Annotated in this window: 27 protein-coding genes, 1 tRNA gene and 1 riboswitch; of the genes, 14 read left to right on the forward strand and 14 right to left on the reverse strand. The window is 59.8% G+C overall.

What is annotated here, in order from left to right; translation table 11 throughout:
• Positions 1–33: 33 nt before the first annotated feature.
• The 3 genes from P8S53_RS14020 to P8S53_RS14030 all read left to right on the forward strand — a co-directional run bounded on the left by P8S53_RS14020 (position 34) and on the right by P8S53_RS14030 (position 2,514).
• Entirely contained in the window at positions 34–324 is a 291-nt protein-coding gene (locus P8S53_RS14020; protein WP_277804590.1) for a hypothetical protein, read from the forward strand.
• Positions 296–1,000: a hypothetical protein gene (locus tag P8S53_RS14025; RefSeq protein WP_277804591.1), complete on the forward strand. Its 705-nt coding sequence runs from the start codon at positions 296–298 to the stop codon at positions 998–1,000. The genes P8S53_RS14020 and P8S53_RS14025 overlap by 29 nt, the downstream gene beginning before the upstream one ends.
• Positions 1,001–1,068: 68 nt before the next feature.
• Entirely contained in the window at positions 1,069–2,514 is a 1,446-nt protein-coding gene (locus tag P8S53_RS14030; RefSeq protein ID WP_277806718.1) for an aldehyde dehydrogenase family protein, read from the forward strand.
• A gap of 125 nt (positions 2,515–2,639) precedes the next feature.
• On the opposite strand, the gene P8S53_RS14035 is transcribed toward P8S53_RS14030, so the two are convergent.
• Complete coding sequence (locus P8S53_RS14035; protein WP_277804592.1) at positions 2,640–3,479, reverse strand: sulfotransferase family 2 domain-containing protein; 840 nt, start codon at positions 3,477–3,479, stop codon at positions 2,640–2,642.
• A gap of 89 nt (positions 3,480–3,568) precedes the next feature.
• Here P8S53_RS14035 and P8S53_RS14040 point away from each other — a divergent pair, with 89 nt between their 5' ends.
• Entirely contained in the window at positions 3,569–3,952 is a 384-nt protein-coding gene (locus P8S53_RS14040; RefSeq protein ID WP_277804593.1) for an HIT domain-containing protein, read from the forward strand.
• Between the two features lie 49 nt (positions 3,953–4,001).
• Positions 4,002–4,075 (forward strand) — tRNA-Cys (locus tag P8S53_RS14045).
• A 110-nt stretch (positions 4,076–4,185) separates the two neighbouring features.
• Here P8S53_RS14045 and P8S53_RS14050 read toward each other — a convergent pair.
• The 4 genes from P8S53_RS14050 to nrdR all read right to left on the reverse strand — a co-directional run bounded on the left by P8S53_RS14050 (position 4,186) and on the right by nrdR (position 6,960).
• Positions 4,186–4,836: a ceramidase domain-containing protein gene (locus P8S53_RS14050; protein WP_277804594.1), complete on the reverse strand. Its 651-nt coding sequence runs from the start codon at positions 4,834–4,836 to the stop codon at positions 4,186–4,188.
• A 6-nt stretch (positions 4,837–4,842) separates the two neighbouring features.
• The gene (locus P8S53_RS14055) at positions 4,843–5,295 is read right to left on the reverse strand and encodes a nucleoside deaminase (protein ID WP_277804595.1); all 453 of its coding nucleotides are present in this window, start codon (positions 5,293–5,295) and stop codon (positions 4,843–4,845) included.
• A 90-nt stretch (positions 5,296–5,385) separates the two neighbouring features.
• The gene (gene ribD / locus P8S53_RS14060; RefSeq protein WP_306417940.1) at positions 5,386–6,462 is read right to left on the reverse strand and encodes a bifunctional diaminohydroxyphosphoribosylaminopyrimidine deaminase/5-amino-6-(5-phosphoribosylamino)uracil reductase RibD; all 1,077 of its coding nucleotides are present in this window, start codon (positions 6,460–6,462) and stop codon (positions 5,386–5,388) included.
• A 30-nt stretch (positions 6,463–6,492) separates the two neighbouring features.
• Positions 6,493–6,960: a transcriptional regulator NrdR gene (gene nrdR / locus P8S53_RS14065; RefSeq protein ID WP_277804597.1), complete on the reverse strand. Its 468-nt coding sequence runs from the start codon at positions 6,958–6,960 to the stop codon at positions 6,493–6,495.
• Between the two features lie 271 nt (positions 6,961–7,231).
• Here nrdR and P8S53_RS14070 point away from each other — a divergent pair, with 271 nt between their 5' ends.
• The 4 genes from P8S53_RS14070 (at position 7,232) to P8S53_RS14085 (ending at position 11,922) form a co-directional block, all read left to right on the forward strand.
• On the forward strand, positions 7,232–7,906 hold the full coding sequence (locus P8S53_RS14070) for an SDR family oxidoreductase (RefSeq protein ID WP_277804598.1): 675 nt from the start codon (positions 7,232–7,234) through the stop codon (positions 7,904–7,906).
• Between the two features lie 153 nt (positions 7,907–8,059).
• Positions 8,060–9,373, forward strand: a complete 1,314-nt coding sequence (locus P8S53_RS14075; protein WP_277804599.1) for a pilus assembly protein TadG-related protein — start codon at positions 8,060–8,062, stop codon at positions 9,371–9,373.
• A complete protein-coding gene (locus P8S53_RS14080; protein WP_277804600.1) occupies positions 9,370–9,921 on the forward strand; it encodes a TadE/TadG family type IV pilus assembly protein in 552 nt (183 codons plus the stop codon). Before P8S53_RS14075 ends, P8S53_RS14080 begins: the two co-directional genes overlap by 4 nt.
• Before the next feature lie 6 nt (positions 9,922–9,927).
• Entirely contained in the window at positions 9,928–11,922 is a 1,995-nt protein-coding gene (locus P8S53_RS14085; protein WP_277804601.1) for a hypothetical protein, read from the forward strand.
• 343 nt (positions 11,923–12,265) lie between these two features.
• Here P8S53_RS14085 and P8S53_RS14090 read toward each other — a convergent pair whose 3' ends face one another.
• Together P8S53_RS14090 and P8S53_RS14095 are read right to left on the reverse strand one after the other, a co-directional pair.
• On the reverse strand, positions 12,266–12,736 hold the full coding sequence (locus P8S53_RS14090) for a 6,7-dimethyl-8-ribityllumazine synthase (protein WP_277804602.1): 471 nt from the start codon (positions 12,734–12,736) through the stop codon (positions 12,266–12,268).
• Between the two features lie 68 nt (positions 12,737–12,804).
• Positions 12,805–12,937, reverse strand: a riboswitch (FMN riboswitch).
• A gap of 58 nt (positions 12,938–12,995) precedes the next feature.
• A complete protein-coding gene (locus P8S53_RS14095) occupies positions 12,996–13,706 on the reverse strand; it encodes a GntR family transcriptional regulator (protein WP_277804603.1) in 711 nt (236 codons plus the stop codon).
• A gap of 169 nt (positions 13,707–13,875) precedes the next feature.
• Between P8S53_RS14095 and P8S53_RS14100 the strand changes: the two genes are divergently transcribed.
• Positions 13,876–14,622: an aspartate/glutamate racemase family protein gene (locus P8S53_RS14100; RefSeq protein WP_277804604.1), complete on the forward strand. Its 747-nt coding sequence runs from the start codon at positions 13,876–13,878 to the stop codon at positions 14,620–14,622.
• 82 nt (positions 14,623–14,704) lie between these two features.
• On the opposite strand, the gene P8S53_RS14105 is transcribed toward P8S53_RS14100, so the two are convergent.
• From P8S53_RS14105 to P8S53_RS14130, 6 genes are all read right to left on the reverse strand, one after another.
• A complete protein-coding gene (locus tag P8S53_RS14105) occupies positions 14,705–15,700 on the reverse strand; it encodes an ABC transporter ATP-binding protein (RefSeq protein ID WP_277804605.1) in 996 nt (331 codons plus the stop codon).
• Positions 15,697–16,713 (reverse strand): ABC transporter ATP-binding protein, encoded by a 1,017-nt coding sequence (locus tag P8S53_RS14110; RefSeq protein ID WP_277804606.1) that lies wholly within the window; start codon positions 16,711–16,713, stop codon positions 15,697–15,699. The genes P8S53_RS14105 and P8S53_RS14110 overlap by 4 nt, the downstream gene beginning before the upstream one ends.
• Positions 16,710–17,279, reverse strand: a complete 570-nt coding sequence (locus tag P8S53_RS14115) for an ABC transporter permease (protein ID WP_277804607.1) — start codon at positions 17,277–17,279, stop codon at positions 16,710–16,712. Before P8S53_RS14115 ends, P8S53_RS14110 begins: the two co-directional genes overlap by 4 nt.
• Positions 17,191–17,598, reverse strand: coding sequence for a hypothetical protein (locus tag P8S53_RS14120; RefSeq protein WP_277804608.1), 408 nt, complete (start codon positions 17,596–17,598; stop codon positions 17,191–17,193). The genes P8S53_RS14115 and P8S53_RS14120 overlap by 89 nt, the downstream gene beginning before the upstream one ends.
• Before the next feature lie 8 nt (positions 17,599–17,606).
• A complete protein-coding gene (locus P8S53_RS14125) occupies positions 17,607–18,557 on the reverse strand; it encodes an ABC transporter permease (RefSeq protein WP_277804609.1) in 951 nt (316 codons plus the stop codon).
• A gap of 72 nt (positions 18,558–18,629) precedes the next feature.
• Positions 18,630–20,258 (reverse strand): ABC transporter substrate-binding protein, encoded by a 1,629-nt coding sequence (locus tag P8S53_RS14130; RefSeq protein ID WP_277804610.1) that lies wholly within the window; start codon positions 20,256–20,258, stop codon positions 18,630–18,632.
• A gap of 326 nt (positions 20,259–20,584) precedes the next feature.
• Here P8S53_RS14130 and P8S53_RS14135 point away from each other — a divergent pair, with 326 nt between their 5' ends.
• The 3 genes from P8S53_RS14135 (at position 20,585) to P8S53_RS14145 (ending at position 21,677) form a co-directional block, all read left to right on the forward strand.
• Complete coding sequence (locus tag P8S53_RS14135) at positions 20,585–20,782, forward strand: CsbD family protein (protein WP_277806719.1); 198 nt, start codon at positions 20,585–20,587, stop codon at positions 20,780–20,782.
• A 116-nt stretch (positions 20,783–20,898) separates the two neighbouring features.
• Positions 20,899–21,300, forward strand: a complete 402-nt coding sequence (locus P8S53_RS14140; RefSeq protein WP_277804611.1) for a hypothetical protein — start codon at positions 20,899–20,901, stop codon at positions 21,298–21,300.
• Positions 21,301–21,320: 20 nt separating this feature from the next.
• Complete coding sequence (locus P8S53_RS14145; RefSeq protein ID WP_277804612.1) at positions 21,321–21,677, forward strand: phage holin family protein; 357 nt, start codon at positions 21,321–21,323, stop codon at positions 21,675–21,677.
• A 299-nt stretch (positions 21,678–21,976) separates the two neighbouring features.
• Here the strand turns inward: P8S53_RS14145 and P8S53_RS14150 are convergent, their stop codons facing one another.
• Positions 21,977–23,140 carry an AI-2E family transporter gene (locus P8S53_RS14150; protein WP_277804613.1) on the reverse strand — a complete coding sequence of 388 codons (1,164 nt, stop codon included), beginning with the start codon at positions 23,138–23,140 and terminating at the stop codon, positions 21,977–21,979.
• 278 nt (positions 23,141–23,418) lie between these two features.
• Between P8S53_RS14150 and P8S53_RS14155 the strand changes: the two genes are divergently transcribed.
• Positions 23,419–23,691 carry a hypothetical protein gene (locus P8S53_RS14155; RefSeq protein WP_277804614.1) on the forward strand — a complete coding sequence of 91 codons (273 nt, stop codon included), beginning with the start codon at positions 23,419–23,421 and terminating at the stop codon, positions 23,689–23,691.
• Positions 23,692–23,752 lie beyond the last annotated feature (61 nt).

Raw genomic sequence — 23,752 nt, forward strand, 5'->3', positions numbered from 1 at the left:
GAATAACCCGGGCGCTGGTGCGATGGTTCCGGCATGAAAACCGCATTCCTTACTGCTGCATTTCTGGTTCTGGCGCTTGCGGGACAAGCCTCGGGCCAGTGCTACGCAGATTACAAAGCCAAGCAGGACAACCCGTTGCGCCTGCAATATGGCATCATTGAATTGCCGCAACCGGCTTGCACATCCGCGCAGGCCGCACGCAATTATGCCGAACCTGTCATTTCACGAAGCGGCTGGACGCTTCTACAAATCGAATCCATCTTCGGGGAAGACGAATTTCAACGCAGGAGCGTCAATGCAGGGGCAATCCATCTCCGCCAGTGATCTGGCGCGTATAGGTAACCGTGCGGTTGTCTGGGGCATTGCCGCGATTGTGGGTGTGCTGGCGCTAAGTGCTGTGGCGCTGTTTCTGCATCTGCCTGATGCAGGCGCGTTCAATGCCCGCGTCGAACGTGTGTTCGTTGAAAATGCAGACCTGACCAGCCACGCCGAGATCAAGCTGCTGGAAATTCTGGCCCAGTCAGGAACGGCATTTTCCGAAACGCTGGTATCCTACAGGGTGGTGATTTTCGTGTTGCTGGTTTTTGCCACCGGGCTTTTGATTACGTCTTTCGTGATGATTGTCATGTTGATCACGCTGAACCGGCGCATGGTGCAGGTTGAAAAGCAGGGGTTGCAGGTGTCGCAACTGGTTATTGACCGCGCGACAAATGCGGTCACCCTGAATGATATGGAATTCCGGCTGACCCCTGCCGCGGTCGAAACGCTGGCCGTGCTGGCCGAAGCCTGCATTGACGACGAAGTGCTGTCCGGCGCCGCAATCGAGGCCGTGATTTCCGGCCGCAAGGAGTCCGATTGCGATGAAGCCGCAGGTGCCACCCGCATCAAGCGCCTGCGCGATACACTGGGCAACCAGTTGATCAGCGAAGTTCTGATCCGCAATATTGCGCGGCAGGGCTATATGCTGGCCATTGACCGCAAGGTCATTTCCCTGCGTTAGCGCGCTGTCCCTTGAAACCCTGCCCCCCGAATGCAAGATAGTGAACATGTGCATAGCAGGAGGGTATGATGCTGGACAAACGGCAATTCTATATCAACGGGGAATGGGTCGCGCCACGCGAAGGGCGTGATCTACCGGTCATTGACCCCTCGACCGAAGACGCCTGCGCCGTCATCTCGCTTGGTGGACAGGCCGATACGGATGCAGCGGTCGCCGCCGCGCAAGCCGCCCTGCCTCGCTGGATGCATACCGACCCCGCCGACCGGCTGGCGCTGGTCAAACGCATAGCCGAAGTTTATGCCGCGCGTTCGGCGGATATGGCACAGGCCATCAGCCTTGAAATGGGCGCGCCCATCGACATGGCCAGCGGCTCTCAGGTCGGTGCGGGGGCGGCGCATATCCGCAATTTCATCACCGCGTTTGACAAAATCCGCTTTATCGAACCCTTGGGCGATCATGCCCCCGATGACCGCATCATCCGCGAGGCCGTGGGGGTCTGCGCGCTGATCACACCATGGAACTGGCCGATGAATCAGGTCACGCTGAAGGTGATCCCCGCGCTTCTGTCAGGCTGCACCATGGTTCTGAAACCGTCCGAGATTGCACCGCTGTCGTCCATCATCTGGTCTGAAATCCTGCACGACGCCGGAACCCCGCCGGGCGTCTATAACATGGTGAATGGTGATGGTCCGGGTGTGGGCACGCAGCTGTCCACCCACGCGGATGTCGATATGGTCAGCTTCACCGGATCGACCCGCGCGGGCATTGCGATTTCCAAAAATGCCGCCGAAACCCTGAAGCGCGTGCATCTGGAACTGGGTGGCAAAGGCGCAAATATCATCTTCGCCGATGCTGATGAAAAGGCCGTGCAACGCGGTGCGGCACATTGCTTCAACAACTCCGGCCAGTCCTGTAATGCGCCCACGCGCATGCTGGTGCAGCGCGACATCTACGACAGCGCCGTGGAAACCGCCCGCGAACTGGCCGAAGCCACCGCCGTTGGCCCTGCCCATCAGACGGGCCGCCATATCGGGCCTGTGGTCAGTCAGGCGCAGTTCGACAAGGTGCAGGACCTGATCGCCAAGGGCATATCGGATGGCGCGCGACTGGTCTCAGGCGGGCTGGGACGCCCCGAAGGCATGAATCGCGGTTATTTCGTGCGCCCCACAGTCTTTGCCGATGTCACCAATGAGATGACCATCGCGCGCGAAGAAATCTTCGGGCCGGTCCTGTCCATCATCCCCTTCGATTCTGAAGATGACGCGCTGCGCATCGCAAATGACACAGTCTACGGGCTGACCAACTACGTCCAAAGCAGCGATGGCGCGCGCCGCAACCGCATGGCACGGCATTTGCGCGCCGGCATGGTCGAAATGAACGGCAAATCCCGCGGCGCAGGCGCGCCTTTTGGTGGCATGAAACAATCGGGCAACGGGCGCGAAGGCGGCATCTGGGGCATTGAGGATTTTCTGGAAGTCAAAGCCGTCTCCGGCTGGGACAGCGCTGCCGGGTAATGCGCGCTGCCCCTGCACATTCCGTGCAGGGGCAGGCACCCGCAACGCGGGTGATCCGGTGGGGCAGGCAAGGGGCGGCTCGTCCGCCCCTTGCCTGCCCACACCCCCTTTCGCATAGGGGAACTTCAGCTTCCCAGCCCCGCCCAATGCGGCGCATGCGGGTCCGCCAGTCGCTGGTTTATCACCGCCAGATCAAGCGCCCCCGGTGCGCGCGCGTCCGGGTCAAACCGGTCATATCCGAACAACTCGAAATCCCAGCGATACAACTCCTGCATCAGATGCAGGCTCAGATCATCGAAATATTCCGCCAGCGGCGCGGCAGGTTTTGGCCCGCTGTTGAACCGTGGGACCATATCGGGCCTGTGCGCCTGCGGTATGTGCTCCAGCACCGGCACAATCCCGCTGTCCCAATCCTCTATGCGGAACAGATGGCTGAAGGCCACGCCATTCAACGTGACCGCGCGCAAATGCTGCGCCTGCGGGGTCCAGTGCCGGTCGAACCAGAATCGCTGGCGAAACACATGCGCATCGCGCACAAACAGCAAAAACCGCCGGAACGCGGGCACAGGGTCGGCACCTTCGCGCAGATCAGCCCCGTAGCGTTCCCACAGCATCTGGGGCAATGTCCCGCGATAAGGCTGGCCATCGCGTTGCAGCGTGCAGATCTTCTCCTGAAAGGTGGATAATATCCGCGCAAACGGGTTGCGCACCGCCGAAAACACGAAGGCCTGTCCCGCCCGCGCAGGCCCCATCAGATCGGGCGCGAACGGCCATTTGACAACACCTTGCGCAGCATCATGAATGTCGCCGTCGAAAAACCTGCCGTGATCGGTGTGATAGACCAGTTGCGCCAAGCTCGAGCAGGCCGCTTTTGGCACTTCGCGGTAGACAAAGCGCCCGTCACGGGCCAGCCAGCAGCCATCATACTGCTGCGGTGCCAGATCCATCCCGCTCGAATGCTCCATCAAGTGCCTGCCTGTCCGTTTTCAGGGGTGACGCCCTGCCCCGTTGCGCTTACCTTGCGCGCCAGACCCATTCATTGCAAGAGGACGCGATGCCCTACATCTATGACGATCAGAATATCTTCGCCAAAATCCTGCGCGGCGAAATCCCCTGCAACAAGGTTCTGGAAACCGAACATGCGCTGGCCTTCAGCGATATCGCCCCCAAAGCCCCCCATCATGTGCTGGTCATCCCCAAAGGCCCATATGTCTGCCATGATCATTTCGCGCTCGATGCCACGGATACCGAAATTGTGGATTTCACCCGCACAATCGGCCGGATCTGTGCGCAACTGGGCGTCACCCCCGGCGCGGATGGGGCCGGATACAGGCTGATTTCCAACGCCGGCAATGATGGTGTGCAAGAAGTCCCGCATCTGCATGTGCATATACTCGCAGGCCGCAATATCGGCCCGATGGTGATGGCCCGCGACTAAGAAACGGCCTTGACGCGGACGGCCAGACTGCGTATCCGCTTGGCCCAGAGGCGAGTTGGCGGAGTGGTTACGCAGCGGATTGCAAATCCGTGAACACCGGTTCGATTCCGGTACTCGCCTCCATTAGCATTCAAACACTTGGCCAGATTCTGCCTCCACGCAAATTTTGCGTGTCAAAAGCCGTTTCAAGATTCCTGTCCTGGCTTCGTTTTGTTGCTATCCGACGGACTTCCTTAACCCTGTATCTTTTGCGGCACCGCTACATGCCGGGCGTAAATGTATATCATCCAGCCCAGCATGACCGCGTTCAGGATATGCCACATGAAATGCGTGCCCAGCGGGAACCCGTCACAGACACTGGCATCGGCCATGCGGAAGCCAAGTGACACGCACAAAAGCGCCGCGCCGCCCAGCAAGCCTTTTCCGACGGGTGTCTGTCGCAGCCATGCCCCGTAGCCCGCGATCAGTATGGCAACGCTGAAATAGGCTGCATTTGCCCCCGCAGCAGGCCAGACCAGCCCGACCGCCCATGACACCCCAGCCGCATAAGGGATGAACAGCGCGCCCACAATCAGCGCCAGCCACACCGGCGCCCGCAAGTAGTCGCGCGTCGCGGCGAACAGATATAACAGGATAAACACCAAGATTGGCAGCACATCCAGAAGGCCCGCCCAAGCGGTTGCATGGGTGTGCCACAAAAACGATCCGACCCCGATTGCGACCAGCACAACAGCCATCATCCGGGCAAGCACATGGCCACGGGCATTCGGCCAGACCACGGCAGCGGCTATCACAAACGCAACATTTGTCACGGCATTGACGGGTTCAGCCCAATAGGAAAAATCCGTTCTTTCACAATAGGCTATGACTTGCTCTTGCCACATTGGAACCTACCGCAACTTGTCAAAAAACGATTTCAGCAAGGATTCAGCGTCACTGGCACACAAGCCTTCGTATATTTCGGGAACATGATGACATTGCGCATGCGCAAACACGCGCGCGCCTTGCGCAACACCGCCGGATTTCGGGTCAGACGCGCCGTAATACAGCCGCGATATCCGTGCATGCGCCATGGCCATGGCACACATGGCGCATGGCTCCAGCGTGACATAAAGATCATAACCTGTCAGCCGTTCCTGCCCCAACGCCGTGCAGGCCGCGCGAATTGCCAGCATCTCGGCATGTGCGGTCGGATCATGCAACTCTCGTGTGCGATTGCCCGCCGCCGCAATCACCCGCCCGCCCGGATGGGCAATCACCGCGCCCACAGGCACTTCGCCGCGCTGTGCTGCGGCCCGCGCCTCGGTCAGCGCCAGTTGCATATGACTGCGAAAGGGACTCATGCCCTATCAGATGGCCTGCAAGCGCGCGCGATACAAGCAAAATGAATTCCAGATTTCATCTTGCCCCAAATACTCAAACCTTACGCCACATCACCCCGCGCCGCGCGCCCAGACCTGCATGACATCGCCGCCCACAGGGTGCACCTGCGCCAGCCGGAAACGCGGCGCATCGTCAAGCTGCGACAGCCCCAACGCGCCAAGTCCGGCACGCCCCTCGGACCCGATCAGCTTGCCTGCGCTGAACACCACCATCTGATCCACCAGCACTGCGCGCAGCAGACTGGCGGCAAGTGCGCCGCCGCCTTCGCAAAACACCCGCGTCAGCCCCTGTGCGGCAAGGGTCTGCATCATGGCAGCCGGGTCCAGCCCATGAGCGCCATCTGCAAGCTGACAGGCCAGCGTTTTTGCCCCTGTGCCCTGCCATGCCGCCACGCGTTCAGCGGGCGCTTGCGGCCCATGCAGCACCCAGACAGGCGCATCTTCTGCGGTCCGGCCCAGACGGCTGTAAATATCCAGATCAAGCCGTGGCATGGCAACAACCCGCACGGGCTGATGTCCGGTGCCAAGCCCCCGCACCCGCAGATCGGGATCATCGGCGCGCGCTGTGCCCGCCCCCACCAGCACCGCGTCGTGGCGCGCGCGCATGGCGTGGACTACGCGGCGCGCATCCGGTCCCGTGATCCAGCGGCTTTCGCCCGTGGCAGTGGCAATCCGCCCGTCCAGTGTCATGGCCAGTTTCAGGGTCACAAAGGGGCGATTTTGCGTCAGGCGCAGCAAAAAACCGGCATTTGCCGCATAGGCGGCGGCGGCTTCGACCCCTTCGACCACGTCCAGACCGGCGGCGCGCAGCATGGCATGCCCGCGCCCCGCTACACGCGGATCGGGGTCCGTCAGCGCGGTGACAACACGCACCACCCCTGCATTTATCAGCGCGTTGGAACAGGGCGGCGTCTTGCCATGATGGGCGCAGGGTTCCAGACTGACATAGGCCGTGGCCCCGCGCGCATCACATGCTGCCAGCGCCATTGCTTCGGCATGGGGGCGCCCGCCCGGCTGTGTCCAGCCACGCGCCAGAATGCGCCCGTCCCTGACGATCACGCAACCAACGGCAGGATTGGGCCAGACGCGCCCCAGAACGCGCCGGCCCAGCGCGATGGCCAGACGCATAAAGGCGGGATCAATCCTGTCAGGCAAGGTCTATTCGGCCTCTTTGGGTTCGGGGCGCAATTCGGAAACGAATTTGTCAAAATCATCCGCTTCCTGAAAATTCTTGTAAACGCTAGCAAAGCGCACATAGGCAACCGTGTCGATCCGCGCCAGCGTTTCCATGACAATCTCGCCGATCATCTTGGACGGGATGTCGGTATCGCCCAGCGATTCCAGCCGCCGGACCATGCCTGAAATCATCTGGTCAATGCGCTCATGCTCGATCGGGCGTTTTTGCATGGCAATCCGGATGGAGCGTTCCAGCTTCTCGCGGTCAAACGCTTCGCGGCGGCCATTGGTCTTGACGACAACCAGATCGCGCAGTTGCACGCGTTCATATGTTGTAAAGCGCCCCCCGCAGGCCGGACAGAAGCGTCGCCGCCGGATGGCGCCATGATCCTCGGCGGGGCGTGAATCCTTCACTTGCGTGTCGGTATTGCCACAGAACGGACAGCGCATGACCTCTCCCTCGGGTTTGTTCGGGTGTCTGACGCAAGAACTATAGGCAAACCCCGACGGCTTGGGTAGCGTGAAATGCCTGCCACCAGATACGGCGGCTATGTTGTTGCATGCCGGACTCAGGCGGCACATGGCGGGGCGCGGGCGGGGCGGCGCATCAGCCCTGCCGCGCGGGCACTGTGTCAGGGTCGGGTATTTTCAATGCGACAGCGCTGCCCTGTGCGGCAAGCTGGCCCTTGTCTTGGCCGCGAACCAGTGGCAATGAACGCCCATGACACACGAACACCACAAAAAGCTTGCCCTGATCACGGGCGCATCGCGCGGCCTTGGCGCTGCATTGGCACAAACCCTTGCGGGGGCGAGCTGGCATATTGTTGCCGTCGGGCGCACCCTGGGCGCGCTGGAAGAACTGGATGACCGCATTCAGGCATCGGGCGGCACCGCGACACTGGCGGCGCTGGACATCACCAATGATGACGCCATGCGCCATTTATGCCGCGACATACATGACCGCTGGGGCGCGCTGGACCTGTGGGCGCATACGGCCATTTACGCTCCGCCCATGACCCCCGCCGACCATGTGCCGCTGAAGGACTGGGAAAAATGCGTGGGCGTGAACATGCGGGCCACGGGCTTTTTGATTCCCATGATCGCGCCCCTGCTGGCGGCCAGTGCCGGGCGTGGCACTGCGCTGTTTGTCGATGACCCCGCCGCCTATGGGCGGTTCATGGGGGCATATGGCGCATCCAAAGCGGCGCAAATGACATTGGCGCGCGCGTGGCAGGACGAAAGCACCAAGACCGGCCCGCGCGTAGTCATTGAACCCTGCGGCCCCATGCCCACCGCCACCCGCGCACGCTTTTTCCCCGGCGAGGACCGCGCGCAACTGACGCCGTGTGCCGATGAAGCGGCACGACTGACGGCGATCTTGCACGCTGACGGCTGACAGGTAATGCACCGATTTGGGCGCAATGACGCCCAAATCCCGCCACAATAAACAACTAATTTTACCAATAATTAGATGTTTAGCGCGCCGCCCGCAATGGGGTGCGCCGGCCGCTGTTTTTGTAGCTGCCTTGTTGGTAACAGGTGCGATTTAATGCTTGAACGAACCCGCCGTTTTCCGTTTTCATTCCGCCATCGTCTGGCGCTGTTTCAGCGCGCCGAAGATGGGGCAATTCTGGTTTTCGGGCTGTTTGCCTTCGTGATCATGCTGATGGTTGGCGGCATTGCCGTTGACCTTATGCGCTATGAAGCCGATCGCGTCCACATGCAGGGAACTGCCGACCGTGCGGTTCTGGCCGCCGCCATGCTGCGAGAGAACCCCGCCAACCCCCGCCCGGAAGATGTTGTACAGGCCTATTTCGATGCCGAAGGACTGGGTGATCATGTGCGCGGACGCATTGATGTTCAGCAATCCGCAACGCAGGGGCGCACAGTCACAGCTTCACCTGAAGGGCGCATGAACACCTTTTTCATGCGGTGGAGCGGGGTCGACACCCTGAACATGAGAACTCCGGCCACCGCAAGCGAAGGTCTGGCGGCGGTGGATATTGAAATCGTCATGGTTCTCGATGTGTCGGGGTCGATGATGGACTTCAACCGCATGGAAAACCTGCGAACCGCCTCTATCGATTTTGTCGAGGATCTGCTGGGCAACAGCCATAACGGCAATGTCGCCATTACATTCGTGCCCTACAGCACCGAGGTCATCATGCCTGCGGGCACGCTGGGGTATTTCAACAATCTGGCCGATCCGCATTCAGGGTCGATGCATAATGCGTTCTGCATTGATTTCTCAACATGGGACAGCGTGACGGACACCATCAACACGCCCATGTTCCGCCGCAACTGTGACCTGGGTTCGAACACCGAATACCTGATCACGGATATGCCCATCCGGCCCTATATCAACGACGTCAACACCGCCGTGAATTACATCAATTCGCTTGGGCCAAACTGGGGCACATCCATTGATCTGGGCCTGCGCGCGGGCGCAATGTTCTTTGACCCGACCATGCGCCCGATCATCGACCATCTGATCGACAATGGCGACGTTGACCCTATTTTCGCCAACCGCCCGCATGACTGGAACCGCCCCGCCACCGCGCGTGCCGTGGTCCTTATGACAGATGGCGAGAATTGCTGCTTTCACCCGGGCCACCCGGCCACGCGCAAACCCAATCTGGAAACGCAGGACGCTGACACATTGTCCGTGTGCAATGCGCTGAAGGCCCAGAATGTGCAAATCTATGGTGTGGCATTCGAGGCCCCGCCTGCCGGTGTCGCGCTGATGGAAGCCTGCGCATCATCGCCCAACCATTTCTTTAACAGCAGTGGTGAAGAACTGATCGCGGCCTTTCAATCCATCGCCACGCATGTGCAAACCTATTCGCTGCGGTTGACACAATGACACAGATACTCCGCCCGAAAAACTGGCTATACCGCTTTCGCCACAATGACGATGGCGCGGCCACAGTCGAATTTGTCATCCTGTTCCCGCTGATTCTGGCCATGATGCTGGGTGCCATCGATCTGGGGATCACCATGGTGCGTCAGGTCATGCTTGACCGCGCTGTGGATATTACCGTGCGCGATGTGCGCCTTGGCAAGATCGGAACGAACAGTGCAGACCGTATGTCGGACCTGATTTGCGCCAACAGCATGATGCTGCCAAACTGTGCAAGCAATATTACCGTAGAAATGATGCCGGTGAATACATCGGATTTTTCGGGTCTTGACGGGCCGTTTCCCTGCATTGACGACCAGCAGCAAATAACCCCCGCTGTGACCTTCGACCCCGGCGCTGGCGGCGGGGCGCAGGAATTGATGCTGTTGCGCATTTGCGTTGTCGCCGAACCCTTCTTGCGCGTGACCGGCCTTTTTTCCGGTCTGGATATTAACCCTGACGGACAACTTGTGCTGACCAGCCGAAGTGCTTTTGTCAACGAACCAAGGTAAAACGCCATGAATTTTCATATGAATTTCCGCCCCCTTGTCACGCGCCTGATGCGCCCGGTCACGCAGTTTCGCGCCGATATTCGCGGGTCTGTCAGTGTGGAACTTGTTGTGGTTTTGCCAATCCTGATTTTCGCCTATGTCGCGAGTCTGGTGTTTTTCGACGCCTTTCGCGCGCGCAAGGATGCACAGGCCGCGGCGCTGACCGTGGCCGATCTGTTGTCGCGCAACACCGAAGCGGTCAGCACAGCCTATATGGATGGCCTGAACGAAGTGTATGATTTCCTGACATCAGGCAATCAGGAAACGCGGCTGCGCATGTCATCTGTCATGTGGGATCATGTTGCCAATGAACCCCAAGTCATGTGGTCCTATGGCACGCGCGGGTTTCTGTCGCTTGAAGATTATGCCGCGATCACTGCCGATGATGACAGGGCCGAGGATTTTGCCGCAAGCCGTGGCTTGAACATCGGGCTTGGCAATCTGGCACAAGCGCAGGTCAACGGTGGCGGGGTTGGCCTTGCTGTGGCGCAGGCGCGGATAAACGCGCGCCTTGGCAGTGTTGATTCAGGCGCGCCCGACTATGACCCCAACGCACATGGCCGGTTCAACAGCGCCGACCTGCACGCCCCTGTTGACGATCTGAACGGGCGCATTCCGCCCATTCTGCCGGGTGAAGCATTGCTGTTGGTCGAAAGCTTCAGCATGTGGCAGCCGCTATTTACACAGATTCTTCCGTCAACGCGGTTGACACCGATTGCCATAACTCGCCCGCGTTTTTCGCCGTTCATCAATTACGAAGGCAACACCGAGAATTTCCCCGAAGGATTGCCCGAAATCAACCCCGAAGTGGGCGTTCCCGAAGCCCCGATTGAAGAAGAGGAAGAAGAAGAGCCGCCCGCAGAACCGGAAACCAATGTCACAATCATTGATACGGATTTCACTGGCGGAAATCTGGCAGGCTGGTCCACCAACGCGGTGACGCAAACCGCCAACCCTGCGATCGGAAATTTCCTTGGCCCGTTTGGTGGCGAAACATGGGCCACCCCAGTGACCTATGCGGTCAATCTGGGCGAGCAGTCCCGATCCGCACGGTTTGAATTCGACCTGTTCATCATTGACAGCTGGGACGGATATAGCCCGTCATGGGCGCGGCCCGAAGGTGAAATGCTTGCGATCACAGTGAATGGCCAGTCCATTTCGTCCGAAGCGTTTCTGGCAGGCCCATGGGGCAACATGACAGCCACGCGCAGCACTGTGGCATCGCGCGCTGAAGGGCGCTTCACCACCACAATGACCCTGACCGAAAGCAACCAAAACCATTGGGGCAACGGCTGGACCGACCAGATCTGGCGCGTGGTGATTGATGTGGAAAACCCGTCCAATACCTTCACGCTGGGTTTCGCCGCCAATCTGGATGAAGCCATTGACAACGAATCCTTTGGTCTGCTGAATTTCCGGCTGACAGCGGAACGTGGGCGGCATGGCAGCCATTTCATTCCGCCCGCAAATTTCGGATTGAACGCCACAAACAAATTCCCCCGCTATGCCGGCTGCCCCGATACACGCCTGTCCGCCAAGACGCATAGCTTCAGCGTGGATGATTTGTGGTCGCCGGAACTTATCCACCTGGCCCGTGCGGGCGGTGGCCAGCGCCTGACCAGTTGCTCGGGTTTTGGCGGCTGGCTAAGCCCCTATAGCGGCTATTTTGACGCAAATCCCAGCTTTGTCATCAATTACGACAAACAAGGCACGAACTGGAGTGGCAGCCGCCTGCGGGTCGAGACGGATGACGGTAATTCAGGCTATAGCTGCAATTCCGCATTGCTGGCACGCGATTCCGTTGGCCAATGGCATTTCAGCGACAGCGTGAGTTTGCTGGGTTTGAGGAACAGGAACGCACGCCTGAATATGGGTCACGTCCCCAGCGGTGACATTCATGTCTGGGTCGGGCGGTCATCATCGGGGCAATGCAACACAAATATCGGGTTCAGCAATTACTGACCTATCCTGCGCGTCGGCGCGAACCGGCCTTGTGCTTCCTGAACACGCGACATCCAGCGCGTCAGATGGAAGGACAGGGCCGGTTTTTTGGCCTGAAGGGAACGTTGAGGTCATGGATAAAGCCCGCGCTACCGGTGGGCCGGGGTCTGCCGGTCCGGCGTTGGTGAAGTTCACCTTATGCAGGCTGCATACTCCTGACTCTCAAGGCTTGGACTGTCATCAGCCAAATCGGCAGGCCGCGGGACGGCCCGCCGATAGCGCGGCGGCCTGCGGCCTTTGCTCCGCGCCTTGGGGCACCCCCTTCAGGCAAGGACTGAACACAACGTCCCCGCCACTTGCGCGATCAGGCAGCGGCACTTGCCGCCACCTGCGGCAGCGCGTTATGCAGTTGCGTCACCTGAAGCGCGGCATCGGCGGCTTCGCGGCCTTTTTTCACGAAATGCTCATGAAAGAACGCTTCATGTTCCGCAGATGGCTGGAAATGATGCGGCGTCAGCGACACCGACAGCACCGGCACACCGGTTTTCAACCCCGCGTCCATCAGGCCGGACACAACCGCCTGCGCCACGAAATCATGGCGGTAAATGCCGCCATCCACCACCAGTGCTGCGGCGGCAATCGCGTCATACCCGCCCGTTGCCGCCAGTCGTTGCGCCAGAAGCGGCATTTCAAACGCACCGGGCACATCAAAACAGTCGATTTCGGCATCGACACCAAGTTCGGCCAGCCGCGCGCGGAAACCCGCAAGCGCCTGATCCACAATATCCGCATGCCAGCGCGCCTTGATAAAGGCAAATTTTGGGGATTTTGTCATAGCTCCAGATCCTTTCAACATGACAGAATCCCAGAGCGTCAGGGCCGGGCGGACCTGCGCCCGACCGTCCCCATTCTCTCCCATCCGGACTATGACCGTCGGCCCCGGAATTTCACCGGATCTGCTGACCCTTTCAAATAAGAAAGGCGCTCGCGGGCTGTAACCGCCGGTGGGGAATTTCACCCCGCCCTGAGAATGGCAGTCAGGTAGGCGGTGACGCAGCGCTTGTCAATCACCCAAAGGGACTGGCAGGCGCGGGTTATTGCGCGGCGGCACCACGCACACCCAGCGCCGCGCGCAGATCGGCGGCAGGGGATTTTGCGTCATTCAGTTGCAGCGCCGATTCAAGATGATGCAAATGATGCTCCATCAGGTCTGCTGCACGGGCCGTGTCACGCGCCTCAATGGCATTGACGATGGCTTCATGTTCGTCTGGACCACAGGTCTGGGTGGTTTCACTTTGATACATCGCTGTGATCAATGATGTTCTGGTGGTCAGGGTGCGCAGGATTTCGCCAAGAAAGCGCGCATCGGTCAGCCGCGCAATCAACAGATGAAATTCCCCCGACAGCCGGATGATCGCTTCGCTGTCCTGCCCTGCATGCGCGGCGCGTTCTTTCGCGATATGATCGCGCAGCGCGGCAATATCTGCATCGGTTGCGGACTCGCACAGCCGTTCGACCAGACGTTTTTCAATGAAACCGCGCGTATAGAAGGCATCGCGCGCTTCACTGACACCGGGTTCGGCAATGCAGGCCCCACGGTTGGGAACCAGTGACACCAGCCCGTCCTTTTCCAGCAACGCCAGCGCCTGCCGCACCCGTGCCCGAGAGACGCCAAAGACTTCGGCCAGATCTTCTTCCTTCAGGCGCGCACCCGGTCGCAGACTGCGCTGCACCACAGCCATCCAGACCCGATCACAGATCAGAAGGACGGCGTCATTATTCGTTACGTCTGTCAGCCAAGGCATCCGATTACCCATGTCGTTGCATATGCTTACTGCCATAACGCGCGAATGCAAAGCCGGTTCAGGCAACTGCGACAGAAGCGGCTGAATTGTCGACAATAAAGTTGACAATATAGTCAGAAACCAACACAATTCATCTGTGCCACCACGCGCCCGACCAGAAAGATGGACCTTGCAGTTATTCGTATACAACCCCAATTCCAGTGCCGCCATGACGGCGCTTATTGCGCGACAGGCCAGGGCTGCTGCGGGCGCGGGCGTGACAATTCTGGCAGGCGGGGCATCTGCGCCGGTTCCACCCAGCATTGAAGGACATCATGATGCGGCCATGGCCGTTCCCCCCATGCTGGACGCGCTGCGCCGTGCCGAAGCTGCGGGGGCGGATGCGCATGTGATCGCCTGCTTTGACGACCCCGGCATCGCAGCGGCGCGCGAAGTGGTGCAAGGGCCGGTCATCGGAATTGCACAGGCTGCGATGCAGATCGCCAGCCTTCTGGCCAGCCGCTTCAGCATTGTCACCACCCTGCCGCGTTCGGTGCCCATAATCGAGGATCTGGCCCTGCATTACGGCATGTGCCACGCCCTGCAAGCTGTGCGCGCGGTTGACCTGCCCGTGTTGTCGCTGGACGCAGACCCAGACCATGCGCGCGCCCTGTTGCGCCGCGAAATCATACACGCGCGCGACCATGACAGGGCCGAGGCGGTTATTCTGGGCTGCGCCGGCATGTCCGACATGTGCCAGACGCTGAGTGATGAAACCGGCATTGCGGTGATAGACGGGGTGCATGCGGCGGTGCGTCTGGCGGGCGCATTGGCGGGGGGCGGCTACAAGACGGCCAAAACAGGGGCGTATGGCTGGCCACGCGACAAATCGGGCGATCAGCATCAGGTCAGCCCGCTGCTCAAACCTGCACAATAGCGCGCCCGCCCCCCTTTCACACCTGACGAGGCAACGCGGACCGGCACCTGTCGGGCACATAAGACCCGGCCCGCGCTGATGCCTATATGGCGGTTTGCGGTTCAAGTGTTTGCGCCAGCCTAAGGCAGCGCGCCTGATGGGTTGCGCCAATCTGCTGCATCTGAACCGCACCGGTGGTGCAGTCCGCATCGGCCAGAAAGCACCTTGGCGCAAACGGGCAGCCTTGTGGCAGGTTTGCCAGATCGGGGGGCGCGCCGGGTATTGCCTCCAGCCTTTCGCCTTTGACCATGGCCCCGTCGGCGCGGCTTTTCAGCAGGCCCAGCGTATACGGGTGACGGGGGGTGCGGATCAACTCGCGCGCCGTGGCCTGTTCCACAATCTGGCCTGCATACATCACGGCAATGCGGTCGGCCACTTCGACCGCCGCGCCAATGTCATGGGTCACAAAAATGATCGACAGGCCCAGATCGCGCTGCAATTCGCGCAGCAGCAACAGAACCTGAATTTGCACGGTGGCATCAAGTGCGGTGGTCGGTTCATCGGCCAGCAGCAGTTTGGGCCTGCATGACAGCGCCAGCGCAATCATCGCGCGCTGGCGCATGCCGCCCGACATTTCATGCGGGTAATTGTCCAGCCGCGATTTGGCCGACGGAATGCGCACGCGTTCAAACAACTCCAGCGCGCGGGCGCGGGCTGCATCGCGGCTTATGGGTTCATGCCGGCGGATGGTTTCGACAATCTGGTCCCCCAGCGAATAGACAGGATCCAGCGCCAGCAGCGGTTCCTGAAAGATCATCGCGGCCTGCGCACCGCGCAGCGACGACATTTCGCGCGGGGTCATTTTCAGAATATCGCGGCCACCCAGTTCGATACTGCCTTGCAGTTTCGTGCGCTTTTCAGGGTTCAGCCGCATGATCGCGCGCATGGTTACCGATTTGCCGGACCCCGATTCACCGATCAATGCGACAGCTTCGCCCTGCGCGACGTCCAGCGACACATCATTGACTGCACGCACAGGCCGCGTGCCGCCGGTGAAGGCAACGCCAAGATTGCGGATAGAAAGGAAAGGGGCGTTCATTCTGCGGCCTCCTGTCGGGATGGGGCGACATAGCCGGATGCGGGGTCATGCGCATGGCACGCCACCAGATGGCGCGCCGCGCGCTGCGTCAATGCGGGAACCTGCTGCGCGCAGACATCGGCGGCGACAGGGCAGCGCGTGTGAAAACGGCAGCCCGAAGGCGGGTCAATCGGGTTGGGCGGGTCGCCCGTCAGCGCGGGTTCCTGTGTCCGGTTGTCAGGGTCCATCGACGGCATGGACGACAACAGCGCACGCGAATAGGGGTGCAGCGGCGTGTCATAGAGCGATTCTGCCGTGCCGATTTCTGCCACCTGCCCCAGATACATCACCATCACCCGGTCGGAGACAAACCGCACCACATGCAGATCATGACTGATGAACACATAGGTCAGGCCAAATTCGGCCTTCAGGTCGGCAAGCAGGTTCAGAACCTGTGCTTCCACCGATTTGTCCAGCGCCGACACCGCTTCATCCAGAATAATGACCTTGGGGCGCAGCGCCAGCGCCCGCGCGATATTGACGCGCTGGCGCTGGCCGCCCGACAATTCATGTGGATAGCGGCCCGCAAAGCGCGCAGGGTCCAGCCCGACACGGTCCAGCAGGTCATGTGTGCGCGACAGTGCTTCCTGTGCGGGGGTTCCGTGAACACGCGCGCCAAAGGCGATGTTGTCTTCGATCGTCAGGCGCGGGTTCAGCGATGAATAGCTGTCCTGAAACACCATCTGCACCTGACGGCGATACGCCTTCAGCGGCAGCTCGGGGCTGCCCACCAGCTTGCCTTCGAAATACAGCGCGCCCTGATCGGGGTTGATCAGATGCATCAACAGCCGCGCCGTGGTGGATTTGCCGCAACCCGACTCGCCCACGACGCCCAGCGTTTCACCGGCAAACACCTCCAGATCGACACCATCGACGGCATGCACATTCTTGACGGTCCGGCCAAGGATGCCGCCCTTGATGGGGAAGTATTTGCGCAATCCGCGCACAGTCATAATGGCCCCTTGCGTGGTCATTGGCGCACCTCCATCGCGGACCGCAGCCCGTCAGACAACATGTTGAACGAAATCGACACCATGAAAATCATCGCACCGGGCAGCGCCGCGACCCATGGTTGCACATAGATGGCCGTGCGCAGGGTGTTCAGCATCAGCCCCCATTCGGGGCTTGGCGGACGCACCCCAAGACCCAGAAATGACAGACCGGATGCAAGGATCATGCTGACCGCAATCAGCGATGTGGCATAGACAAAGATCGGCCCCAGAACATTGCCCAGCACATGGACCCGCACAATGGTCAGGGCATCTGCCCCCGATGCGCGCGCCGCTTCAATGAAATCCGAACTGCGCAGCCGGGTGGTGACCGATTCCGCCACCCGCGCAATCGGCGGGATGAACACCACCGTCAACGACAACAGCGCGTTGCCCAAACCCGCCCCCAATGCGCCCGACAATGCCACCGCCAGCAACACGGACGGAAACGCATAGAACACATCAATGGTGCGCATGATGATGGTGTTGGTCCAGCCCCCCGCATAGCCTGCGATGATACCAACGGCCGATCCGATGATGAACGCCAGCACCCACCGGCGTGACCCCCATCAGCAGCGACAGGCGCCCGCCCCAGATCAGCCGCGACAGCATATCGCGGCCCAACTCGTCCGTGCCCAGCAAATGCCCTTCAGTTCCGATGGGTTTCAGGCGGTTGGTCAAACGCCCGTCCAGCGGGTCCAGCGGGGCGACAAGCGGCGCAAAGATTGCTGCCAGAACCAACAGCAGCAGCACCGCAGCCGCCGCCATCGCGGTTTTGTCGCGCACCAGCCGCGCGCCCACATTCTGCCAGTAGCCTGCGCTGCGCACGGCATCCAGCGGCTGCAATTGCGTCAAGGAAATATCAGCCATGTTGTGCGTTACCTTTTGATGCGGGGGTCAAGTGCGCTTTGCAGCACGTCCACGGCCAGATTCAGCACCACGAAGAACAGCGCCAGAACCAGAATTGTGCCCTGCAACAGCGGCAGGTCACGCTGGAAAATGGCCGAGTTCAGCAACATCCCCGTTCCGGGCCAGCTGAACACGGTTTCAATCAGGATGGACCCGCCCAGCAGATAGCCAAGCTGCACCCCCATCACGGCCAGCGCCGTGGGGGCCGCGTTCTTGACGACATGCAAGAACACGCCAAATTCCGACAGCCCGCGCGCGCGCAGCCCGATGACAAATTCCTGCGCCAGAATTTCCGCCACCAGCGCACGCACTGTGCGCGCGATAATGCCCATGGGAATGACACTCATCGTCAGGGCGGGCAGCACCATGTAGCTGAGATGCACCATGTCGAATTTCCACTGGCTGGACCCACCGGGGCCTGCGCCCGCAGCCGGCAACCAGCCCAACTGCGCCGAGAAGATGATCACCAGCACCATACCCAGCCAGTAATGCGGCACCGACACGCCGAACACGGCGGCCGCAGACGCGGCCTTGTCCAGTGGCGAGTTGCTGAAATAGCCTGCCACAAACCCGAAAAAACACCCCAGCACGAAGCCAATGAATGTCGCCACCGCCGCCAGCATCAGTGTATTGGCAACAGCCCGCATGACTTCGGTGGTCACAGGGCGTCCGGTGGCGATGGATGTGCCAAGATCGCCTTGCAGCGCGCGCCCCAGCCATAAGATGAACTGTTCGGGATAGCTGCGGTCAAACCCGTAAAGCACACGAAGGCGGTTTTGCAGGTCGACCGAGGCATCGGCAGGCAGGATCGAGATCAGCGGATCACCGGGGGAAATATGCACAAGCGCGAAACAAACCACTGCGACCCCCAACAAAACGGGCGCCGTATAGATTATGCGTCGCAAGGTGTAGCCAAACATGGGCTGTCCTTTCGGATGGCAAGCTGGGGTCAGGGAACAGGCCCCGGATCAGATCCGGGGCCTGTGTGGTGCTTATTCGATATCCATCGGCGCAATGTCGATGAACCAGCTTCTGGGCTGGACAACCCCTGTCACACGCGTGGACATGGCGCGCGGCCCCGCGTCATGGGCCACCCAGACAAAGGGCGCTTCTTCCACCAGCCGTTTGTGCAGCCGCCCCAAAGCTTCGTCGCGGGCGTCATCTTCAAACGTGGTGCGCGCATCGGCAATAAGCGCGTCGAATTCGTCATTGCCGAAATAGCCCCAGTTGTTGGACACAGGCGGGAATGTCCCTGTTGAACTGAAGCGCACCATTGCAAAGAACGGGTCCATGGTGGCAAAGGTCACGTTGATGGCATGTGCGCCATTCGCGCTTTCATCGGTCGCCCCGCGCCGCCAGTTGGTGAACAGCGTGTTCCATTCGATGACATCCAGTTCGACATCGAAATAACAATCCCGCAGCGCCTGTTGCAGATATTCGTTCATGGGGATGGGTTGCATCTGCCCCGACCCCGAAGCTGATGTCTGCACCTTCACGGTAAGCGGATTTTCTGCCGAAAAGCCTGCTTCCGTCATCAGGCGCTGCGCTTCATCCAGATCATAGCGGATGTCGAAATCAGGATTGCCCCACCATGGGTGCGTCGGGTCAACAGTGCCCTTGGGAATGCCCATATAGCCGCCCAGCAGGATTTGCAGGTCTTCGCGGTCAAAACACAGGTTGGCGGCGTGGCGCACGCGTCTGTCCAGCCATGGCGACCCTTCTGCAAAGGACAGTTGCCATGGCCAGACATGGGGCTGCGGGTTGGCATAGATGGTGAAGCCACGCGATTCAATCTGGGGAATGGCATCAGGCGCGGGCGCTTCGATCCAGTCCACCTGTCCCGACAACAACGCCGCCGTGCGCGCATTGGCTTCGGGCAGCGGCACCAGAACCACACCATCCAGTTTGGGCGTGCGATCGGGGTTCCAGTAGTCAGTATTGCCTGCCAGTTCCAGCCGTTCGCGCGGCACAAACCCTGTCACGCGGAACGGGCCGGACCCGGACGGATCGGCCGCAAAAGCCGCCCATGCGGATTCCGCATCGCCGGTTTCATCGAATTTCGCCTGCCAATGGCTGGGCGACGCCATGAACAGGTTGGTCAGGTTGATGGGCAGAAAGCTGTCGGGTTCCGATGTCGTCAACTCGACAGTGAATTCGTCGATCACTTGCGCCGAACGCAAGGTCGGCATGCGCGATGCGGTCACACCCACCTGACTTGCATCAAAATGGGGCGCGTCTTCGTCCAGCACTTTCTGGACATTCCACACCACTGCTTCGGCATTGAAGGGGCTGCCATCATGGAATGTGACATCATCGCGCAGGGTGAAGGTCCATTTGGTGGTGTCGTCCGGGTCCACCGCCCATTCTGTGGCCAATGATGGAATAACCACCGAGGCTTCGTCTTCCTTGCTCAGATCCCAGGCTGTCAGACTGTCATAGATGGTCATGCCGGTGAAACGGTTCCCTTCGAACCCCTGATCAGGCTGGCCAAGGGTGCGCGGAATATCTGCTGCGGTCATACCAATGCGTAAAATTTTGTCCTGCGCATGTGCCACAACCGGAACGGACAGGACTGTGGTTGCAAGCAGGACAGCGGTAAGGGTGAATTTGGCGTGCGCCATTATGTGATCTCCTGTTGGGCCGTTTTGTATGTCGAATGAATTGATGTCAGGTTGCCTACAATATTGTCGACAATTTAAAGACTGAGATCGTTCCCTATATTCAGTCAAGTTTTTTTGTACAGGGGCACCCACATACCGCGAAGTCTGACAACACGCATAAAATTAGAACAACCCACCCGGACTTCGCCTGCAAAATGGGCACTGCAAAAACGCCAACTGTATCCGGCAAGCTGCGCGGCAGCGCGACACATCGAATCCGGGGAACCCTAAGGGAAGTTTCGCGTTCTATTCGCATGACCCAATTGCAACACGCACAGGAGTTTGAAATGAACTGGGATATTGTAGAAGGTAAATGGAAGCAGTTTACAGGGTCCGCCAAGGAAAACTGGGGCAAGCTGACCGATGATGATCTGAATCAGGCTGCGGGCAAGCGAGACCAGTTGGTCGGCAAGATTCAGGAAAAATACGGCGTCGCCAAAGATGAGGCCGAAAAGCAGGTCGATGCTTGGTCATCCAAGCTGTGATTGGCGCAATCCCGCGCTATCGCGGGATTTGACTAGTCGAAGCCAAATCACACTTTTTTCAATGAAATTTAAACCGGCGACGCAGCAAACACGCACGCGCCGGCAGGAGGCTTGAAATGTCCAGACAACCCGAAGCGAAGCTGAAACAGGAAAGCAAGGAAACCGCCGCGAATGTGAAAAGACACGCAGATGCGGCGGCAGATGAAATATCTGATCTGGCCGATCTGACCTATGAGGAGTTGAAAGAGCAACTCGCCCTTGTCAAATCCGACCTTGCAGAGTTGACCGAGGCCACCAAACAGGCCGGATACGCGAAAGCCCGACAGGCCAAGGCAAGGGCGCGCCGCACCGGCCGCCGCGCGGTCAGCATGGCCGAGGATGGCTATGACTATGCCACCGACCAGATTGATGAAGCGCTGGAAAGTGCTGAAACCTTCACCAAAGAACGCCCTGCAATGGCGATGGGCATAGCTGCGGGCGCAGGGTTCCTGCTGGCACTGGCCCTGTCGCGCCGCTGATGTTGCAAACCGTTCACCATATGAAACGCCAAGCCCAATGGCATGGCGGCAATGTCGCGCTGGCACTTGTTGCGGGCGCGATGTTTGCCGTGGGCATCGGGTTTATGGTGGCCGCCATCTGGATGATGCTTGCGCAACAGTTCTCGGCCTTGATTGCAACTTATGCAATCGGGTTGGTGTTTCTGGGGCTGTCAGGCATATTGCTGCTTGTAAAACGCCTGCGACGTGCGCCGCCAATCCCCAGCCTTGATGCACAGCTGCGGGCGAATGCGGCGCAGGGGCGGGCCTATCAGCCAAGGGGCGAATTTCCGGCCCTGCTTGAAGCGTTCCTGTTTGGCGTGAACACCTATGTTCAGGTGCGCAACCGCCGCCGCTAGGGCAATTTCAGGAAAAGTTGGCAGACTTTTTCGGTTCAAAATTGCGACAAAACCGAAAGCTTAATGCGTTTCTGGCGATTCACCAAAAGCCGAAACGCTTCAAGCAACCACACATACAGCCCGACAAAAGCCGCCGCGCCATTCACTGGCGCGGCGGCTTTATTTGTGCCGGACATATGGAAGTAACGGTGACCCCATCAATCATGAAGGACGAGAGCGGCAAGAATTGCGGCTCCCCCCCCGCGCGCGAGCCTACGCCGCCAGACGCTGGATAATCATGCACATGCCATAAAGGGGGTCTATTGCGGCGGGGCTGGCACGCGGGGCTGTGTGTCATCAGACAGCAGGTTCGCAACCTTTGCTGCACCGGGGAACTGCTCCAGTATCACGCGCACCATCACCAGCAGGGGTACCGCGATAAGCATCCCCAGAAACGACCACATCCATGCCCAGAATGCCACCGACAAAAACACCAGCACCCTGTTCATGCGCAAACGCCGCGCCAGCATATGCGGGGTTATCAACTGCCCTTCCAATGAGGTCAGCGTGAAATAGGCCAATGTCACCATCAGCACGCTTCGCAAATCATCAAACCACAGAATCGCAACCATGCTTGTCAGCACAACACCCGTCACAGCGCCCAGATAGGGAATGAAATTCAGCGTGAATGCCAGCACCGCAAACAGCAGCGGCACCGGCATTCCCAGCGCCCACATGGCCAAGCCCACACAAACCCCAAGCCCCGCATTAATAAAGGCAACGGTTCCAAGATACCCGCCAAGATCGTGTTCAATCTTGTGCAAGGTGTTGATTGCGATGCGCTTATCGGAAAACGCGCCAAAACTCTGGACAATTTTCAGATAGATCAGCTCGCTTGAGGACAGCAGGAAAAACAGCAAGATCAACATGAACAGCACCTGCGCCACTTTTGCAGGGGCTTCTGCCAGATAGGTCAATGCACCGCTGGCCGTGGTCAGCAAGAAATCCGCACCGCCGCCATCATCCGCATCTTGCAGGGCTTCGGTCGCACGCAGATCGGGGACAAAGCCCTGTTCGCTTTCGCCCAGCGTGTTCATCAGGTTTAGCATTGCGCCCTGTATGGCCGTCAAGCGCCGGGTGATATCACGGACAATATCGGGCATATTGTCGGCAAGCTGCATCACAGGGCCACTTAGCAGCACGAACACGGCGGCAATACCGGCCATCAGCCCCAGAACCAACCCTGCGGCAACCGGCGTGCCGGGCAAGCCAACCCCCAGCAGACGACGCTGCAAGGGCATGAACACGAAAAACAGCAATACCGCCGTGACAACCGGCAACAGAAAATCGCGCGCATAATGGACCGCGCCCAGAACCAGAATAATGAAAATGCCCGTCAGCACCATAGATGCGCGCGGGCTGCCTTCCACCTTGGCAAGGGCCGGAACAGGGGCTTTGCCCGACCGGCTGTGTGACAGGGGCATAATGATCCTCTTGGGTTTTGGGAAGGCAGGGTAAATTCAGGGTCGCAGGGTAAACGCGGGCCACGGCGCGCGGTTCCCGAAATATGCAGGAAGCGGCGGAAATCAGCGCACCCCCCACCCCGACACGGAACCCAAGGACCGGACATGCGTTGATTATATGACAGGTCGCCACGCATGCGCGCAACAACGGGCGTGGCGCACCAAACACCGGACGGCATGGGGGCGAAACGATTGCCCGACCATAGGCCGCACCGGCCCTGAAAAGGAAAGGAACAGAAATGAGTGCTCCTGACACAAATCTGAAAAAGCAGACATGGCGCCACCGCGGGCCACTTGTCGGCATGGCGCTGGCAGTCATTCTGGCAGTCGCGTTTCTGGGGTGGCTGCTGGTCAGAATGCTGGTGGTCGAACCCGAACAGCCAACACAAGCACCGGCTGAGCAAACGGAAAGTGACACTGGCATTCCGGCCGAAGGCACTGTAACCGGCCCGGCGAACGAGCCTGAGGACGCGCCCCAGATTATTGATGAACCGACCGTGCCCGCTGATTGATCCGTTTGCGCCCTGCCCGAAGGTTGCACAACACACCCGCACCCTGCTGCCACCAGTTCAA

The organism is Roseinatronobacter sp. S2, assembly GCF_029581395.1.
GTDB lineage: Bacteria > Pseudomonadota > Alphaproteobacteria > Rhodobacterales > Rhodobacteraceae > Roseinatronobacter.

Bases quoted from the DNA above. Each gene is read 5' to 3' on its own strand.
- P8S53_RS14140 (WP_277804611.1), top strand. From the start codon at position 20,899: ATGTCCAGACAACCCGAAGCGAAGCTGAAACAGGAAAGCAAGGAAACC.
- P8S53_RS14085 (WP_277804601.1), top strand. From the start codon at position 9,928: ATGAATTTTCATATGAATTTCCGCCCCCTTGTCACGCGCCTGATGCGC.
- P8S53_RS14055 (WP_277804595.1), bottom strand. From the start codon at position 5,295: ATGAGTCCCTTTCGCAGTCATATGCAACTGGCGCTGACCGAGGCGCGG.
- P8S53_RS14075 (WP_277804599.1), top strand. From the start codon at position 8,060: ATGCTTGAACGAACCCGCCGTTTTCCGTTTTCATTCCGCCATCGTCTG.
- nrdR (WP_277804597.1), bottom strand. From the start codon at position 6,960: ATGCGCTGTCCGTTCTGTGGCAATACCGACACGCAAGTGAAGGATTCA.
- P8S53_RS14070 (WP_277804598.1), top strand. From the start codon at position 7,232: ATGACACACGAACACCACAAAAAGCTTGCCCTGATCACGGGCGCATCG.
- P8S53_RS14025 (WP_277804591.1), top strand. From the start codon at position 296: ATGCAGGGGCAATCCATCTCCGCCAGTGATCTGGCGCGTATAGGTAAC.
- P8S53_RS14130 (WP_277804610.1), bottom strand. From the start codon at position 20,258: ATGGCGCACGCCAAATTCACCCTTACCGCTGTCCTGCTTGCAACCACA.
- P8S53_RS14080 (WP_277804600.1), top strand. From the start codon at position 9,370: ATGACACAGATACTCCGCCCGAAAAACTGGCTATACCGCTTTCGCCAC.
- P8S53_RS14090 (WP_277804602.1), bottom strand. From the start codon at position 12,736: ATGACAAAATCCCCAAAATTTGCCTTTATCAAGGCGCGCTGGCATGCG.
- P8S53_RS14155 (WP_277804614.1), top strand. From the start codon at position 23,419: ATGAGTGCTCCTGACACAAATCTGAAAAAGCAGACATGGCGCCACCGC.
- P8S53_RS14050 (WP_277804594.1), bottom strand. From the start codon at position 4,836: ATGTGGCAAGAGCAAGTCATAGCCTATTGTGAAAGAACGGATTTTTCC.
- P8S53_RS14150 (WP_277804613.1), bottom strand. From the start codon at position 23,140: ATGCCCCTGTCACACAGCCGGTCGGGCAAAGCCCCTGTTCCGGCCCTT.
- P8S53_RS14145 (WP_277804612.1), top strand. From the start codon at position 21,321: ATGAAACGCCAAGCCCAATGGCATGGCGGCAATGTCGCGCTGGCACTT.
- P8S53_RS14120 (WP_277804608.1), bottom strand. From the start codon at position 17,598: ATGGCTGATATTTCCTTGACGCAATTGCAGCCGCTGGATGCCGTGCGC.
- P8S53_RS14135 (WP_277806719.1), top strand. From the start codon at position 20,585: ATGAACTGGGATATTGTAGAAGGTAAATGGAAGCAGTTTACAGGGTCC.
- P8S53_RS14040 (WP_277804593.1), top strand. From the start codon at position 3,569: ATGCCCTACATCTATGACGATCAGAATATCTTCGCCAAAATCCTGCGC.
- ribD (WP_306417940.1), bottom strand. From the start codon at position 6,462: ATGCGTCTGGCCATCGCGCTGGGCCGGCGCGTTCTGGGGCGCGTCTGG.
- P8S53_RS14095 (WP_277804603.1), bottom strand. From the start codon at position 13,706: ATGCCTTGGCTGACAGACGTAACGAATAATGACGCCGTCCTTCTGATC.
- P8S53_RS14110 (WP_277804606.1), bottom strand. From the start codon at position 16,713: ATGACCACGCAAGGGGCCATTATGACTGTGCGCGGATTGCGCAAATAC.
- P8S53_RS14105 (WP_277804605.1), bottom strand. From the start codon at position 15,700: ATGAACGCCCCTTTCCTTTCTATCCGCAATCTTGGCGTTGCCTTCACC.
- P8S53_RS14030 (WP_277806718.1), top strand. From the start codon at position 1,069: ATGCTGGACAAACGGCAATTCTATATCAACGGGGAATGGGTCGCGCCA.
- P8S53_RS14035 (WP_277804592.1), bottom strand. From the start codon at position 3,479: ATGGAGCATTCGAGCGGGATGGATCTGGCACCGCAGCAGTATGATGGC.
- P8S53_RS14125 (WP_277804609.1), bottom strand. From the start codon at position 18,557: ATGTTTGGCTACACCTTGCGACGCATAATCTATACGGCGCCCGTTTTG.
- P8S53_RS14020 (WP_277804590.1), top strand. From the start codon at position 34: ATGAAAACCGCATTCCTTACTGCTGCATTTCTGGTTCTGGCGCTTGCG.